General features: G+C 62.6%; 15 protein-coding genes and 1 tRNA gene. 5 read left to right on the top strand and 11 right to left on the bottom strand.

The window, feature by feature from the left end; genetic code table 11:
- Positions 1 to 55 precede the first annotated feature (55 nt).
- Both ftsH and AWB67_RS07730 read right to left on the bottom strand, forming a co-directional pair.
- Complete coding sequence (gene ftsH, locus AWB67_RS07725; RefSeq protein ID WP_087655648.1) at positions 56 to 1,942, bottom strand: ATP-dependent zinc metalloprotease FtsH; 1,887 nt, start codon at positions 1,940 to 1,942, stop codon at positions 56 to 58.
- A gap of 183 nt (positions 1,943 to 2,125) precedes the next feature.
- Positions 2,126 to 2,788 carry an RlmE family RNA methyltransferase gene (locus AWB67_RS07730; RefSeq protein WP_087655649.1) on the bottom strand — a complete coding sequence of 221 codons (663 nt, stop codon included), beginning with the start codon at positions 2,786 to 2,788 and terminating at the stop codon, positions 2,126 to 2,128.
- 368 nt (positions 2,789 to 3,156) lie between these two features.
- On the opposite strand from AWB67_RS07730, the gene AWB67_RS07735 reads away from it, so the two are divergent.
- Positions 3,157 to 3,690 carry a YhbY family RNA-binding protein gene (locus AWB67_RS07735; protein ID WP_087655650.1) on the top strand — a complete coding sequence of 178 codons (534 nt, stop codon included), beginning with the start codon at positions 3,157 to 3,159 and terminating at the stop codon, positions 3,688 to 3,690.
- Between the two features lie 63 nt (positions 3,691 to 3,753).
- Here AWB67_RS07735 and AWB67_RS07740 read toward each other — a convergent pair whose 3' ends face one another.
- The 7 genes from AWB67_RS07740 to gloB all read right to left on the bottom strand — a co-directional run bounded on the left by AWB67_RS07740 (position 3,754) and on the right by gloB (position 13,618).
- Complete coding sequence (locus tag AWB67_RS07740; protein ID WP_087655651.1) at positions 3,754 to 4,272, bottom strand: DUF4149 domain-containing protein; 519 nt, start codon at positions 4,270 to 4,272, stop codon at positions 3,754 to 3,756.
- Positions 4,272 to 4,748, bottom strand: a complete 477-nt coding sequence (gene greA, locus AWB67_RS07745; RefSeq protein WP_087655652.1) for a transcription elongation factor GreA — start codon at positions 4,746 to 4,748, stop codon at positions 4,272 to 4,274. Before greA ends, AWB67_RS07740 begins: the two co-directional genes overlap by 1 nt.
- Positions 4,749 to 4,869: 121 nt before the next feature.
- The gene (carB, locus tag AWB67_RS07750) at positions 4,870 to 8,124 is read right to left on the bottom strand and encodes a carbamoyl-phosphate synthase large subunit (protein WP_087655653.1); all 3,255 of its coding nucleotides are present in this window, start codon (positions 8,122 to 8,124) and stop codon (positions 4,870 to 4,872) included.
- A 36-nt stretch (positions 8,125 to 8,160) separates the two neighbouring features.
- Complete coding sequence (carA, locus tag AWB67_RS07755; RefSeq protein WP_087655654.1) at positions 8,161 to 9,303, bottom strand: glutamine-hydrolyzing carbamoyl-phosphate synthase small subunit; 1,143 nt, start codon at positions 9,301 to 9,303, stop codon at positions 8,161 to 8,163.
- A 378-nt stretch (positions 9,304 to 9,681) separates the two neighbouring features.
- Complete coding sequence (locus AWB67_RS07760; RefSeq protein WP_087655655.1) at positions 9,682 to 10,914, bottom strand: MFS transporter; 1,233 nt, start codon at positions 10,912 to 10,914, stop codon at positions 9,682 to 9,684.
- Between the two features lie 106 nt (positions 10,915 to 11,020).
- Positions 11,021 to 12,646, bottom strand: a complete 1,626-nt coding sequence (locus AWB67_RS07765; RefSeq protein WP_087655656.1) for a transglycosylase SLT domain-containing protein — start codon at positions 12,644 to 12,646, stop codon at positions 11,021 to 11,023.
- Between the two features lie 159 nt (positions 12,647 to 12,805).
- Positions 12,806 to 13,618: a hydroxyacylglutathione hydrolase gene (gene gloB, locus AWB67_RS07770; protein WP_087655657.1), complete on the bottom strand. Its 813-nt coding sequence runs from the start codon at positions 13,616 to 13,618 to the stop codon at positions 12,806 to 12,808.
- Positions 13,619 to 13,648: 30 nt separating this feature from the next.
- On the opposite strand from gloB, the gene AWB67_RS07775 reads away from it, so the two are divergent.
- The 4 genes from AWB67_RS07775 to AWB67_RS07790 all read left to right on the top strand — a co-directional run bounded on the left by AWB67_RS07775 (position 13,649) and on the right by AWB67_RS07790 (position 15,831).
- Complete coding sequence (locus AWB67_RS07775; protein WP_087655658.1) at positions 13,649 to 14,485, top strand: class I SAM-dependent methyltransferase; 837 nt, start codon at positions 13,649 to 13,651, stop codon at positions 14,483 to 14,485.
- Positions 14,485 to 14,940, top strand: a complete 456-nt coding sequence (rnhA, locus tag AWB67_RS07780; RefSeq protein WP_087655659.1) for a ribonuclease HI — start codon at positions 14,485 to 14,487, stop codon at positions 14,938 to 14,940. Before AWB67_RS07775 ends, rnhA begins: the two co-directional genes overlap by 1 nt.
- 15 nt (positions 14,941 to 14,955) lie before the next feature.
- Positions 14,956 to 15,690 carry a DNA polymerase III subunit epsilon gene (dnaQ, locus tag AWB67_RS07785; protein ID WP_087655660.1) on the top strand — a complete coding sequence of 245 codons (735 nt, stop codon included), beginning with the start codon at positions 14,956 to 14,958 and terminating at the stop codon, positions 15,688 to 15,690.
- Between the two features lie 66 nt (positions 15,691 to 15,756).
- A tRNA-Val gene (locus AWB67_RS07790) sits at positions 15,757 to 15,831 on the top strand.
- A 159-nt stretch (positions 15,832 to 15,990) separates the two neighbouring features.
- Here the strand turns inward: AWB67_RS07790 and AWB67_RS43320 are convergent.
- Positions 15,991 to 16,110 carry a hypothetical protein gene (locus tag AWB67_RS43320; RefSeq protein ID WP_374729801.1) on the bottom strand — a complete coding sequence of 40 codons (120 nt, stop codon included), beginning with the start codon at positions 16,108 to 16,110 and terminating at the stop codon, positions 15,991 to 15,993.
- A complete protein-coding gene (locus AWB67_RS42985) occupies positions 16,083 to 16,205 on the bottom strand; it encodes a hypothetical protein (protein ID WP_268807984.1) in 123 nt (40 codons plus the stop codon). Before AWB67_RS42985 ends, AWB67_RS43320 begins: the two co-directional genes overlap by 28 nt.
- Positions 16,206 to 16,223: the final 18 nt, after the last annotated feature.

Consider the following 16,223-nt stretch of genomic DNA (forward strand, 5'->3'; position numbering starts at 1 on the left):
AAGAAAAAGGGCCGGTGTGTCGAACACACCAGCCCTTGAACGGATCGAGTAAAACTCAGGCCGGCGCGGTAGCGTTGCCCGGCTTCACTTCGGTGCCGCTGTTGCCGCTGCTCGGCGTATCACCCGAGGGCGGCGGCAGGTTCTTCGGCGGACGCGGCGGACGGCCAGCCATGATGTCGCTGATCTGGTCCGCGTCGATGGTTTCCCATTCGAGCAGCGCCTTCGTCATCGCTTCGACGTTGTCCCGGTGATCTTCGAGCAGCTTGCGGGCGAGCCCGTATTGCTCGTCGAGGATGCGGCGAATTTCAGCGTCGACCTTCTGCTGCGTCGCTTCCGACACCGTCTTCGATGCCAGCTTTCCGAACATGCCGTCCTGCTCGGTATCGACATAGACCATCGTGCCGAGCACGTCGGACATGCCGTACCGCGTCACCATGTCGCGCGCCATTTTGGTCGCGCGCTCGAAGTCGTTCGAAGCACCCGTCGACATCGAGTTCAGGAACACTTCTTCCGCTGCACGGCCGCCGAACAGGATCGCGATTTCCTCGAGCATCTTGTCGCGATACAGGTTCACACGGTCATGCTCCGGCAACTGCCAGGTCACACCGAGCGCCCAGCCACGCGGCATGATCGTGACCTTGTGCACCGGATCGGCATGCGGCAACAGCTTCGCGACCACCGCGTGACCCGACTCGTGGTACGCCGTATTGCGACGCTCTTCTTCGCGCATCACAGCCGACTTGCGCTCCGGACCCATGAAAATCTTGTCCTTTGCGTCCTCGAAATCCTGCATTTCGACGATCCGCTTGCCGCGACGCGCCGCAAACAACGCAGCTTCGTTCACGAGATTCGCGAGATCGGCGCCCGAGAAGCCTGGCGTCCCGCGCGCGATCACGGATGCGTCGACGTCGTTCGAGATTGGCACCTTGCGCAGGTGCACCTTCATGATGTGCTCGCGACCGCGGATGTCCGGCAGACCGACGTACACCTGACGGTCGAAACGGCCCGGACGCAAGAGCGCCTTGTCCAGCACGTCGGAGCGGTTGGTCGCGGCGATTACGATCACGCCGGAATTCGCTTCGAAGCCGTCCATCTCGACGAGCATCTGGTTCAGCGTCTGCTCGCGTTCATCGTTACCGCCGCCCATCCCGGCGCCGCGATGACGACCGACCGCGTCGATTTCGTCGATGAACACGATACACGGCGCATGCTTCTTCGCTTGCTCGAACATGTCGCGCACACGGGCCGCGCCCACGCCGACGAACATTTCGACGAAGTCCGAACCCGAAATGCTGAAGAACGGCACCTTCGCTTCGCCAGCGATGGCGCGGGCGAGCAGCGTCTTACCCGTACCCGGAGGGCCGACCAGCAGTACGCCGCGCGGAATGCGACCGCCCAGCTTCTGGAATTTCTGCGGATCGCGCAAGAAGTCGACGAGTTCCGACACTTCTTCCTTCGCTTCGTCACAGCCCGCGACATCGGTGAAATTGATTGCGTTGTTGTTTTCGTCGATCAGCCGCGCTCGCGACTTGCCGAACGAGAAGGCTCCGCCTTTGCCACCCCCCTGCATCTGCCGCATCATGTAGAACCAGAAACCGATGATCAGGATCGTCGGCCCGAGGTAATACAGCGCCGATACGAGCGCATTGGGTTCGTCGTCGGCCTTGCCGCTGACCTGTACGCCGTATTTCATCAGATCGCCGACCATCCAGATGTCGCCGGGGGACACGATCTGGTACTTCTGGCCGTCTGCCGGAGTGACCGTCAAATTGCGGCCCTGAACGGTCACGGTCTTGACCTTGCCGCTCTTCGCGTCGTCCATGAACTGCGAATACGACACACCTTCCTGGACGCGGGGCTTATCAAACTGCTTGAACACCGTGAACAGCACCAGTGCGATCACGAGCCACACTGCCGCCTTAGAGAACATATTGTTGTTCAAAGCACCACTCCTAATCATAGACGGGCGCCTACATACACCTTGCGGCACCACCTAAACCATTCTAATCCAGTCCGCTAGCCCCTGCCATAAGCATTCTCTACCACGCAAATAGCGATGGAGGCCTTTTTTCAGGCGCATTCGGCGGAAATCGGCGTTTTTTTGCCACTTCCGACGACGCTGACCTTAAGCGGGGCGCTTCAACTGCCTGCCCAAGATAAACGTTTCAGACGATTTGTCGCGCGACGCCTTCGGCTTGCGTGGCGCGACGATTTTGAACTGGTGCTTGAATTTCTCGACGATCTGGCTGTAACCGCTGCCATGAAAGCACTTGACCAGCAACGCGCCCTCCGGTTTCAGGTGATTTTGTGAGAATTCCAGCGCGAGATCGCATAAATGCTCCATCCGCGCTGCATCCGCACTCGCCACCCCCGACAGGTTGGGGGCCATGTCCGAGATTACAAGGTCCACTTGACGCTCGCCGACCAATTCCCTCAGTTGATCGAGCACCGAATCCTCACGGAAGTCGCCCTGAATGAAGGTAACGTCGGCGATCGGCTCCATCGGCTGGAGATCGAGCGCGATGATCGTGCCGTCGATGCCGCCTTCGCGCTGCTGGTCGCGCTTCGCGCCCTGCGCAAGCTTGTTGCGCACGTACTGGCTCCAGCTTCCCGGCGTCGAGCCGAGATCGACGATGATCTGGCCCGGGCGGATCAGCTTGTCCTGTTCGTCGATTTCCTTGAGCTTGTAGGCGGCGCGCGCGCGATAGCCCTCGCGCTGCGCGAGCTTCACGTAGGGATCGTTGATGTGGTCGTGCAACCACGAATGATTGAAGCGGTTTTTTGCCATTGATAATGAACTCGTGCTGCCTGATCCTGCTGCATTAAGTTGCTGCATCAAGCAATGCTTTTAGCGGATAATACGCGTCTTATTCGGCCGGCCGGCGGTTCTACCTGTCGCCGGCTTCGGTGTTCGCGGGCATTCGTCGCCCGGCTGTCGGCGAAGTTTTTTGTTCCTCCACCGCCTTGCGACGAGCCTTTCGTCTTGCGGCTGGCCCCGTCGGGAAAGCCCCTGACCCCGCGCTGTGACTCGCGTCTTTATTGGCCCTACATACTGTCGGCGCTAGCGTCGTCGATGCGGGCCGCAGCCCGGCGCGACGCCTTTCGCCCTTTTGCGCTTCAGCACCCCTCATATTTTAGTCGAGTCCGTTACTTCACATGCCCGCCCTCAAACTCTCTCCCGCTCAACGTGCCGATCTGCGCTCGCAGGCCCACGCGCTCAAGCCCGTCGTTCTCGTCGGCGCTGAAGGGCTGACCGAAGCCGTGCTGGCCGAAATCGAAGTCCACCTCGACGCCCATCAGCTCATCAAGATCCGCGTTTTCGGCGACGAGCGCGACGCGCGCGTTGCAATGTACGAGGAAATCTGCGATAGCCTCAAGGCCGCGCCTGTCCAGCATATCGGCAAGCTGCTCGTGATCTGGAGGCCCGAAGATACGACCCCAGTGAAGGCATCGGGCCGCCGCTCCACGATGCCGAGCGCCCGCGAAGCCGCCGCCGAGCCGACGACCAAGGGCCGCGCGCCGCGCATCGTGAAGGCGGTGAAGATCACACGCGATGCGCCAACCGTGCGCAAGCCGAAGAAGGAAAAGCTGCTCGTGCGCGGCAACGAGCGCGTGACGGCTGGCGGCAATGTCAAGCGCGCGAAAAAGCGCCAGACGAGCGCCAAGCGCCAGCATCAGACGTCGAAATAAGGCATTGATTTCGGGCAGCGCCCGGAAAGACGTGGCGCCCGGACATCCCGGGCGCCGGTGGCATCAGCGACGCGCGCGCCGCGCCGCGACCGCGGCGGATTGTCCCCGGGCGACGACCGGCCCGGACGATGACGGTCCCGGCAGTCGCCACACGAGCAGCACACCCAGCAGGCTTTCGACGACATAAAACGCGCTCGACACGCCATGCAACATGCCGAACTGCTTGGCATAGGGCGAATTCGCGAGATCCGTACCTGCTTCTTGAGCTGCCACACGAAGCGAATTCATGAACGGCTGCAGGCCGAAATAGCCGATCAGCACACACAGCAGCATCACTGCGACGATCCACCGCACGCGCTTGTAGTCGGCGAAACCGCCGCGCACCATGCGATTGGCGATCAAGAGCAGAATCAGCGCGCACACCACGCCCAGCATCGCTTCGATGCGGAAGATCTGCGCCGCCACCGACCCCGCCGACGCACGATCGAGCATCGAAAAAAGCACCGGCGCGGCGATAAACCCAAGGCTCAGCAAGCTGCCGACCCACGCCATTGCCACGATGCGGAAGAGTCGATGTGCCATCAGACGTACTTGACGGAGATGATTTCGTATTCGCGCGCGCCGCCCGGCGCCTGCACCGACGCGATATCGCCATCCGTCTTGCCGATCAGCGCCCGCGCGATCGGCGAGCTGATCGACACGAGGCCGTGATCGATGTCGGCTTCGTCGTCGCCGACGATCTGGTACTTCACCGGCTTGCCCGACTCCAGGTCCTCCAGCTCGACCGTCGCCCCGAACACCACGCGGCCGTCCGCTTCGACGGTGGTCGGATCGATGACTTGCGCGGCGGCCAGCTTCGACTCGAGCTCGGCGATGCGGCCCTCGATGAAGCCCTGCTTTTCCTTCGCGGCGTCGTACTCGGCGTTTTCCGACAGATCGCCCTGAGCCCGCGCTTCCGCGATCGAATTCACGACCGCCGGCCGCTCGACCGATTTCAGGCGTTGCAATTCCGCGCGCAGGAGTTCTGCGCCGCGCTTCGTCAATGGAACTGTGCTCATAAACAACTCGAAGAACAAAAAACAGCCGTAAAAAAATTACCGCGGTTAAGTGCATCTCCCGGTAAGAAGGGAGACGCCGCTTAACCGCGGCCCTTGAAGCCAAAAACCAATAATCGAGGCCTTAGTTTAGGCGAGCATGCAGACCTTGTAAATCATAGACTTCCAGGTCCTTCAGATAACGCAGCCCCTCGACCGCCGCCCGCGCGCCCGACATCGTCGTGTAGTACGTGACCTTGTTGGCCTGCGCGCTCATGCGGATCGAGCGCGAATCGGCAATCGCGGCGCGCGTTTCGTCGACGGTCGTGAAGACGAGTGCGATCTCGCCGTTCTTGATCATGTCGACGATGTGCGGACGGCCGTCCTTCACCTTGTTCACGACCTTCACCGGAACGCCCGCCGCCTGGATCGCGGCCGCCGTGCCCTTGGTCGCGGCGATCGGATAGCCGAGCTCGTGAAGCATGCTCGCAACCTCGACGGCCTTCGGCTTGTCGGCGTCCATCACGGTCAGGAGCACCGTGCCCGACTCCGGCAGGCGCGAGCCCGCCGCCAGTTGTGACTTGAAAAGCGCCTCGCCGAAGGTGCGGCCGACGCCCATCACTTCGCCCGTCGAGCGCATTTCGGGTCCGAGCACCGGATCGACTGCCGGGAACTTGACGAACGGGAACACCGCTTCCTTGACGCTGAAGTACGGCGGAATCACTTCCTTCGTGACGCCCTGCTCCGCGAGCTTCTGGCCGACCATCGCGCGCGCGGCGATCTTGGCGAGCGGCAGGCCGGTCGCCTTCGACACATACGGCACCGTCCGCGACGCACGCGGATTCACTTCCAGCACGTAGATCACGTCCTTCTTCGAGCCGTCGTCCTGCGGCACTTGCTGGATCGCGAACTGCACGTTCATCAGGCCGATCACGTTGAGCGCCTTCGCCATCGCGCCGGTCTGACGCTTCAGTTCGTCGACGGTTTCCTGCGACAGCGAGTACGGCGGCAGCGAACAGGCCGAATCGCCCGAGTGCACGCCCGCCTGCTCGATGTGCTCCATCACGCCGCCGATGAACACCGCTTCGCCGTCCGAGATGCAATCGACATCGCATTCGATCGCATCGTTCAGGAAGCGGTCGAGCAGCACCGGCGAATCGTTCGATACCTTCACGGCCTCGCGCATGTAGCGTTCGAGATCGCGCGGCTCGTGGACGATTTCCATCGCGCGCCCGCCCAGCACGTACGACGGACGCACGACGAGCGGATAGCCGATTTCCTCGGCGAGCTTCAGCGCTTCGTCCTCGGCGCGTGCCGTGCGGTTCGGCGGCTGGCGCAGGTTCAGGTCCTGCAGCAGCTTCTGGAAGCGCTCGCGGTCTTCGGCGGCATCGATCATGTCCGGCGACGTGCCGACGATCGGCACGCCGTTCGCTTCCAGATCGAGCGCGAGCTTGAGCGGCGTCTGGCCGCCGTACTGCACGATCACGCCGACCGGCTTTTCCAGATCGACGATCTCGAGCACGTCTTCGAGCGTCAGCGACTCGAAGTACAGGCGGTCGGATGTGTCGTAATCGGTGGAGACTGTCTCCGGATTGCAGTTGACCATGATGGTTTCATAGCCGTCCTCGCGCATCGCGAGCGCGGCGTGCACGCAGCAATAGTCGAACTCGATGCCCTGCCCGATCCGGTTCGGGCCGCCGCCCAGCACCATGATCTTCTTTTTGTCCGTGGGATTCGCTTCGCACTCGTCCTCGTAGGTCGAGTACATGTAGGCGGTTTTCGTCGCGAATTCGGCGGCGCAGGTGTCCACGCGCTTGTAGACCGGGCGCACCTTCAGTTCGTGACGGCGCTTGCGCACGGCGGTCTGATTGGAGCCGGTCAGCTTCGCCAGCCTGCGATCGGAAAACCCGCTTTGCTTCAGATAAAGCAGTTCTTCCTTCGAAAGACTCTCAAGCGTGCGGCCTTGCAGCGCCTTTTCCTTGAGAATGATCTGTTCGATCTGCGCGAGGAACCACGGGTCGATCGACGTTTCCTCGAAGATTTCCTGCGCCGTGAGGCCCAGACGGAACGCGTCGCCGAGGAACCAGATACGGTCCGGCCCCGGTTCGCCGATCTCGCGGATCGCTTCGTCGCGGCTGGTGGTCTTTTCGTCGAGACCGTCGACGCCGACTTCCAGCCCGCGCAGCGCCTTCTGGAACGACTCCTGGAACGTGCGGCCGATCGCCATCACTTCGCCGACCGACTTCATCTGCGTCGTCAGGCGCGAATCGGCTTCGCGGAACTTCTCGAACGCGAAACGCGGAATCTTCGTGACGACGTAGTCGATCGTCGGTTCGAACGAGGCCGGCGTCTGGCCGCCGGTGATTTCGTTCTTCAGTTCGTCGAGCGTGTAGCCGACGGCGAGCTTCGCCGCGACCTTCGCGATCGGGAAGCCCGTCGCCTTCGATGCCAGCGCCGACGAACGCGACACGCGCGGATTCATTTCGATCACGACCATGCGGCCGTCGATCGGGTTGATCGCGAACTGCACGTTCGAGCCGCCCGTATCGACGCCGATCTCGCGCAGCACCGCGAGCGATGCGTTGCGCAGGATCTGGTATTCCTTGTCGGTGAGTGTCTGCGCGGGCGCAACAGTGATCGAATCGCCCGTGTGCACGCCCATCGGGTCGAGGTTTTCGATCGAGCAAACGATGATGCAGTTATCCTTGGTGTCGCGGACCACTTCCATCTCGTACTCTTTCCAGCCGAGCAGCGACTCTTCGATCAGCAGCTCGCGCGTCGGCGAAAGATCCAGCCCCCGGCGACAGATTTCCTCGAACTCTTCCTTGTTGTACGCGATGCCGCCGCCCGAGCCGCCCAGCGTGAACGACGGACGGATGACGGTCGGATAGCCGCCGCTGCCAGTTTGCGCCGCGATATTGGCCTGCACCTGCAGCGCTTCCTCCATCGAATGCGCGATGCCCGACTTCGCCGACCCGAGGCCGATCTTTGTCATCGCGTCCTTGAACTTCTGGCGGTCCTCGGCCTTGTCGATAGCTTCCGGCGATGCGCCAATCAACTCGACCTTGTACTTTTCCAGCACGCCGTGATGGAAAAGATCGAGCGCGCAATTGAGCGCGGTCTGGCCGCCCATCGTCGGGAGGATCGCGTCCGGGCGCTCCTTCGCGATGATCCGCTCGACCACTTCCCACGAAATCGGCTCGATGTAGGTGACGTCGGCCGTGTTCGGGTCGGTCATGATCGTCGCGGGGTTGCTGTTGACGAGAATGACCTTGTAGCCCTCTTCACGCAGCGCCTTGCACGCCTGCGCGCCCGAATAGTCGAACTCGCACGCCTGGCCGATGATGATCGGTCCCGCGCCGATGATGAGAATGCTCTTGATGTCTGTCCGCTTCGGCATAACTGCTCTCGGTAATGTGGTTCTGTTGCGTGCTATTTACGCTGCGACTTTCTGCGTTTCCATCAGCTTGATGAAGCGGTCGAACAGATACGCGATGTCGTTCGGTCCCGGCGACGCTTCCGGATGGCCCTGGAAGCAGAACGCGGGCTTGTCGGTGAGCGCGAAGCCTTGCAGCGTGCCGTCGAAGAGCGAAACGTGCGTGACCTTCGCGTTTGCGGGGAGCGTCGAGGCATCGACGGCGAAGCCGTGGTTCTGCGACGTGATCACGACGCGCCCGTCTTCGAGATCCTTCACCGGATGGTTCGCGCCGTGGTGGCCGGTCTTCATCTTCATCGTCTTCGCGCCGACGGCGAGACCCATGATCTGGTGGCCGAGGCAGATGCCGAACGTCGGAATGCCGCGCTCGATGAATTCGCGCGTCGCGCGGATCGCGTAGTCGCACGGTTCCGGGTCGCCGGGGCCGTTCGAGAGGAACACGCCGTCGGGGTTGAGCGCAAGGGCGTCAACGGCGGTGGCTTCGGCCGGCAGCACGGTGACGTGGCAGCCGCGCTCGGCGAGCATGCGCAGGATGTTGTACTTCACGCCGTAGTCGAACGCGACGACGCGGTACTTCGGCGCTTCCTGCTTGCCGTAGCCGGATTCGAGCCGCCATTCGGTCTGCGTCCAGTCGTAGCTTTCCTTCGTCGACACGACTTTCGCGAGGTCCATGCCCGCGAGCCCCGGGAACGAGCGCGCGAGTTCGAGCGCTTTCGCTTCGTCGGTCGAGCCGGCGAGGATGCAGCCGTTCTGCGCGCCTTTGTCGCGCAGGATGCGCGTGAGCTTGCGCGTATCGATGCCCGCGATCGCGACGACGCCCTGCGCCTTCAGATAATCGCCGAGCGATTGCTCGCAGCGGAAATTGGAAGCGAGCACCGGCAGGTCACGGATGATCAGGCCGGCGGCATGGACTTTGGTGGCTTCGACATCCTCGGCATTCACGCCTACGTTGCCGATATGCGGATAGGTCAGCGTGACGATCTGGCGGGCGTAGCTCGGATCGGTGAGGATCTCTTGATAGCCGGTGATCGCGGTGTTGAACACCACTTCGCCGATCGTCGAACCGGCCGCGCCGATCGAATGACCACGAAAGACCGTGCCGTCGGCGAGTGCGAGAAGTGCTGGGGAAAATGACGGCAACACGGGAGGCTCCTTGGGGAACACCCTGTTGCCGACCTGTCTGTCCGACTTCTGGGGGTTGCGCGCAGCCTGTTTGATGGCGCGCGCAGACCCGCATCGCGTGATTTGTGACGGGGCGCATGGTTCGCGGCGTGGCTGGCCTGGTCTTTTTCCGCATGGAGCGGGACAGTCGGCGCAGAGGGTCGGCGGCATGCGGCGCGTGCTACAAGGCGCGGCGGATGAACGGTATGTGGGAGGTAGGCGCTAGGGTGCGGGTTGATGTGCTCAAACCTTCGAATTATAGCGCGGAACCGCACTTCCCGCCAAATTTTGAGACTCGCGCGATGCAAGAGGCGTTCCAGGAACGCCTCGGGACTTGCCCGGACGGCGCATGCGTTTCGATTACGAGACGGCGCGCCCCGTCTTCTGCAGGACGCGGCTCGGCAGGACGTACCAGATCGCGCTCGCGATCTGCAGCGCAATCAGCACGCCCCATGCAGTCAGATGCGCGGCGGCAGGGTAATGTCCATCCTCGATCGGCCATTGCGAAAGCACGCCGCCGATTCCCACCTGGAAGCCGAAGATCAGCACGAAGATAACGAGCGTGAGCGTCGTGTTGGTCCGCCCGATCATGTGCGACGGAAAGTATTCGGCGAGGACGGCGTAGCTCAGGATGCCGGTGCCCCCGAAGATGCCGTAAGCGGCGAGCAGCGCGGCCGGCGGCAGCGGCGCGCGAAACACCATCAGCAGTTGCACGAGCACGAAAAGCCCCATGCCGATGCCGCAGAACGCGTAGACCGAGACGCCCCGTCGCTCCAGGCTGCGCGCCGCCGCGCCGAAGCCAATGCAGCCGGCCATCATCGCGAAGCCGAGCACCGAGACGAGCGCCGCCGCGTGGCTGGCGCTGAGGCCCATCACGTCGAGCAGATAGGGGCGGATCCAGAGCGACTGCATCGCGTAGAAGACGCCTTGGGTCACGACCGAGAACGACGCGATCTTCCAGAACGCCGCGCTGCGCAGGATGTGCCAAGTGCCCTTGAACTGCGTGACGATGTCGGCCTGATGATGGGCGTCGCGTTTCTCGGGCGCGAACAGCAGAATCGCGCCGGCGACGACGAGCGTGAACACGCCGAGCCCCGCGCACACGCCGCGCCAGCTCGCGACGGCCAGAAGCGAAGCCAGCGGCGACCCGACGACGACGCCGCCGAGTCCGCCCATCGCCATCGTCAGTCCGTTGACGAGCGGTAGCCGCGCGACGGGAAAATACTGCGCGGAGGCCTTGAACGCCGCGCTCAGGCACACCGAAACGCCCACGCCGATCAGGAGCCGCCCCGCCATCATGCCGGCGAGCCCGTGCGCCATGCCGAACACCCAGATGCCGAGCGCCGCAAAAATCAGCATGCCGGCAGTGACACGGCGCGGCCCGAAGTGGTCGAGCAGCACGCCGACGGGAATCTGCGCGGCCGCGAAGCCGATGAAATAGAGCGAGGTGAGCAGGCCGAGGTCGGCGGCGGAGAGGCCGAGATCGTGCGTGATGAGCGGCGCGAAGCCCAGATTGACGCCCCGGAACACGTACGAGACGAAGTAACCGGCGGCGAACAGAAAAAAAACACGCAGACGGACGGAGGGCGTCATTCGGTGCAGGCGCTTAATTTGGCTTTAAAGCGGGAGTTTAACTGCGCGACCAATTGAAAACGCCGTCACCTTGGTGACGGCGTGGGATAAAGGCATCGCGTGCGGGTTATTTCTTCTTGCTCTTCGCGGTCGCGGTTTTGGTCGCTGGTGCTACGGGCTTGGCCTCGCTTTTGGAGGAAACTTTCGTCACCTTGGCTGAAGCCGCTCCTGCCGATTTCCCCCCGCGCGACGATTTCGATTCCGGCGCGCTCGTGCCGATCTTCGTCACGCCGCCCCGGTTGCGGCTCGACGCCGACACGGTCTGCATACGCACCGGACCAGGCTCGGCCGGCACCGCGCGCCCGTACGGCACGTGCAGCACCATCACCTGACCCGGCATGATCGCGTCGCGACGCGTGCGGTTCCATGCCCGCACCTGCGCGACCGATACGTCGTAACGATCGGCGAACGTCTCGATCGATTGCTGGCGGCGCACGCGGATCACCATGCGGCGCGTATCAGGCACGTCTGGCTCGACCGACAGCACGGCGCTTTCGGCGACGTCGGCGCTGATGTCTTCGTCGTCATCGTCGTTGCGCGGCACGACGATCGTCGAGCCCGGCTTCAGGCGCATGCCCGCGGGAATGCGGTTGACCGACATCAGCGTGTCGGCATCGACGCCGATCTTCTCCGCGATCGCGGCCGGGCGCGAGCGCTCGGTGACGGTATAAGTCGTCCATGACGACAGCGCCCCGTTATACGTCTTGAGGTTGCGCTGGAACGCGGTGGCGTTGTCGAAGGGCAGCAAGATCTGCGGGTTCGTCGCGCCGAGAATCACCGGCTTCGAAAACGACGGATTCAGCGAGCGGAATTCCTCCATCGGCATGCCGGCGAGCTTCGAGGCCATCGTCACGTCGATGTCGCGCGACGTCGTGACCGTCACGAAATACGGGTGATTCGGAATGTCCGGAAGCGTCAAGCCGTACATCTGCGGATTCGCGACGATGTTCTTGACCGCCTGCAGCTTCGGCACGTAGTTGCGCGTCTCGTTGGGCATGCGCAGGCTTTCGTAGTCGGTCGGCAGGCCCGCCGCCTCGTTGCGCGCGATCGCGCGCTGCACGTTGCCCTCGCCCCAGTTGTATGCAGCGAGCGCGAGATGCCAGTCGCCGAACATGTCGTGCAGGCGCGTGAGATAGTCGAGCGCCGCGCTGGTCGAGGCCAGCACGTCGCGCCGGTCGTCCTGCCACATGTTTTGCTTCAGCTTGTAGTCGCGGCCGGTGCCCGGCACGAACTGCCACATCCCGGCTGCCTTCGCGACGGAAAGCGCCTGCGGATTGAACGCCGATTCGATGAACGGAAGCAGCGCGAGTTCGGTCGGCATGTGCCGCTGCTCGAGTTCTTCGACGATGTGATACAGATATTTCTGAGAGCGCCCGGTCATGCGTTCAACGTAGTCCGGACGCTGCGCGTACCAGGACACCTGCATGTCGACGAGGTCGCTTTGCAGATCGGGAATCTGGAAGCCGCCGCGAATCCGGCCCCACAGATCGGCGTCGCGGCCCGCGAGTGAATCGACCGACGTCTTGTCGACGTTGATGGTTTCCTTGGCGGCGGCGGTTCGTCGGATCGTGTCGGCTACGGCTTGCTGTTTCGAAGCGGAAGGCAGTGAGGAAAGGGAATTGGGCGCTGTCGGTCCTTGGCTGGCACAGGCGGCTAGCGTGAGGACGAGTAGCGCACTAAGAATCTGTCGCATGAACGTCTCGGGATTCCAAAAAATATGCTTGGAAATTTGGAGCCGATGGTACGGAAGCGTACAGCCGTCGTCAATATAAAAGACGGAAAAGCCAGCAAAATCCAGCCTCTGGCGACGTTTCCAACGTTTCGGATGAAGTTCGCTTCCAGTTCGCTGGGGTTAGCGGAACTTATCTTTCCAGCCGCGCATCAATCGAAACGCTTCGAGACGGTCGGTGACCGGGTGATTGTAGTGAGCAGCGAGCGTCGCCTGGATGTCGGCTTCGTCGACGCGCAAGAACGGGTTCACCGATTTCTCGTGACCGATGGTCGTTGGCAGCGTCGGCTGGCCGGCTGCGCGCATGGCTTGGGCGTCGTCTTGCCAGCGGGCGAGCGCGTCGTTGGCCGGTTCGCAGGCGCGCGCAAAGCGGATGTTCGAGAGCGTATATTCGTGGGCGCAGTGAACCTGCGTGGTCTCGGGAAGCGCGGCGAGCGCATCGAGCGAGGTCAGCATCTGTTGCGGCGTGCCTTCGAACAGGCGCCCGCAGCCGCTCGCGAAAAGCGTATCGCCGCAGAATAGATGCGGCGTGCCGCGCGGATCGGCGTCCTGAAAATAAGCGATGTGGCCAGCGGTGTGGCCCGGGACGTCGATCACGGAGAAGTCGAGCGCCGGGCTCGCGATGCTCACCCGGTCGCCCTGTTTCAAGCGCTGCGTCAGGTGGTCGATTCGCTCGCCGGCCGGGCCGTAGACGGGTATCGCGCCGTTCGCGCCCTCGGCCGAACGGCTAACGAGCAGGTCTTCGACGCCGCCGACGTGGTCGTGATGATGGTGCGTGAGTAAAATAGCGGTCAGCTTCCAGCCGCGTTTCGCGAGATAGGCCTCGACAGGCGCGGCGTCGCCGGGATCGACGACCACGGCGTCGCTGCCGTCCGACACGAGCCAGATGTAGTTGTCTTCGAAAGCCGGCACCGGCACGTACTCAAGCGTTTTCATAGCGAGCTCTTCAAGGCGGCAATTCCGAACATGTCTGACCGATCGATTATAGACTGGCCCGCCTGGACCGGCTCCGCGCCCGGACGCTATGTCCTCGACTGGGAGCAGGCGCAGCTCGATCGCGTGGTGTCCGACATCTTCGGCTACCACGCGCTGCAACTCGGCATGCCGCAGCTCGACGCGCTGCGCGAAAACCGGATGACGGGCCGCGCGATCGTCCTCGATCCCGCGAGCGGCGCCAGCGCGCCCTATATGTATCCGCCGGCGAATCCACGGCCGGGCGTCGCGTCGCTGCCGTCGGCCAGTCGCGGCTTGCACGCGCCAGCGGGACGCAGCACCGTCTGGTGCGACCTGCTCGATCTGCCGTTCGAGGCGCAGAGCGTCGATCTGCTCGTGCTGCCGCACACGCTCGAGTTTACGAGCGATCCGCATCGTTTGCTGCGCGAAGCCGAACGGGTGCTGATGCCCGAAGGGCAATTGATCATCCTCGGCTTCAATTCGCTGAGCCTCTGGGGCGCGCGGCAATCGTTCGGGAAGGTGGCTGGACGGCCGTTCGTGCCAGATGCGCACGACATGATCGCGTTCACGCGGATCAAGGACTGGATCAAGCTGCTCGGATTCGACCTTGAACGCGGGCGTTTCGGCTGCTATCGTCCGCCGCTCGTCGCTGAAAAATGGCTGCAACGCTATCAGTTCATGGAAGCGGCCGGCGACCGCTGGTGGCCGATCTTCGGCGCCGCCTACATGATCACGGCGATCAAGCGCGTGCGCGGCATGCGTCTGATCGGCCCGCGCAAGCTGAAAAAACCCGCACTCGCGCCGGGGCTCGCTCCGGTCGCGGCACCGCACACTCGTAACGAGCATTGATGACTCCAGACTCCGCAAAGGTAATCGACATTTATACCGACGGCGCCTGCAAGGGAAATCCCGGCCCCGGTGGCTGGGGCGCCCTGCTGCGCTTCGGCACGCAGGAAAAGGAATTGTTTGGCGGCGAGGCCGCCACCACGAACAACCGCATGGAACTGATGGCCGTGATCGCCGCGCTCGAAGCGCTGAAGCGGCCGGTCCACGCAGTGATCCATACCGATTCGCAATATGTGCAAAAAGGCATCAGCGAATGGATTCACGGCTGGAAGAAGAAGAACTGGATGACGGCCGCGAAGACGCCCGTCAAGAATGCCGATCTCTGGAAGCGGCTCGACGCGCTCGTCGTGCAGCATCAGATCGAATGGCGCTGGGTCAAGGGCCACGCCGGCCACCCGGAAAACGAACGCGCCGATGCGCTCGCTAATCGCGGCGTGACATCGCTCGCCGACAGCTAACCAATTGATAAGCCAATGCGCCAACTCGTACTCGATACCGAAACCACCGGCCTCAATGCCCGCACGGGCGATCGCATCATCGAAATCGGCTGCGTCGAGCTGATCAATCGACGGCTCACCGGCAACAACCTGCACTTTTACGTCAACCCGGGCCGCGACAGCGATCCGGGCGCGCTCGCCGTGCACGGCCTGACGACCGAATTCCTGAGCGACAAGCCGAAGTTCGCGGAAATCGCTGCCGAACTGCGCGAATTTCTCGCGGACGCCGAGCTGATCATTCATAACGCGCCGTTCGACATTGGCTTTCTGGACGTCGAATTCGGGCTGCTCGGGATGCCGCGCGTGACGGAGTGCTGCGGCGGCGTGATCGACACGCTCGTGCAGGCGAAGCAGATGTTCCCCGGCAAACGCAATTCGCTCGACGCGCTATGCGACCGCTTTGACGTGAGCAACGCGCACCGCACGCTGCACGGCGCGTTGCTCGACTCGGAGTTGCTCGCGGAAGTTTATCTGGCGATGACGCGCGGCCAGGAAAGTCTCGTCATCGACATGCTCGGCGACGTGCCGGCGGCGGGCACGACGCTTTCGCCCCGTATCGCGCTCGATAATCTCGTCTTGCTGGTGATCACGGCATCGGCCGAGGAGCTGAGCGCCCACGACTCCGTGCTCAACGATCTCGATAAAGCCGTCAAAGGCACGAGCGTGTGGCGCACGGAACCGGTGGTGGAAAATGCCGAGGCAGCCGCATAAATTCGTGCAATGCTCTAAACAATCGCTTTACGAAGTCGGATATCTCTGACATAATTTCGCTTCTTCGGGTGGTTAGCTCAGCGGTAGAGCACTGCCTTCACACGGCAGGGGTCACTGGTTCGATCCCAGTACTACCCACCAGATGCAAAGGGAAGGGCTCAGGTTTAACGACCTGGGCCCTTTTTCTTTGCGTTCGCGCTATGAGTGCTGCCCCACTCGATGTCATACCAAACAGAGGCGTTTCTCAAGAATGAGCAGGCGCAGCAATGATCTTCAAACCAAGCGCATGAAATAACTTCGTTACGGTCTCATAGCGCGGCGCCAACGTCTTGTACACGCTTTCCCTTTCCAGCCTGCAGCGGCGGTCACTTTCGCCATGCCGCGCGCTTTTGCTACGTCGGCAATCGCGGCAAGAAGCAATTCCTGATCATCTTCTTCCAGAACGGATTGATGTAGCCAGCAATCATGTCCTCGCTGTCGAGGTGATCAGCCGCGTTGAAGGTTGATGTTTTCATGATTGATTGACCTTGCGA

Source organism: Caballeronia terrestris (assembly GCF_001544515.1).
GTDB classification, from domain to species: domain Bacteria; phylum Pseudomonadota; class Gammaproteobacteria; order Burkholderiales; family Burkholderiaceae; genus Caballeronia; species Caballeronia terrestris.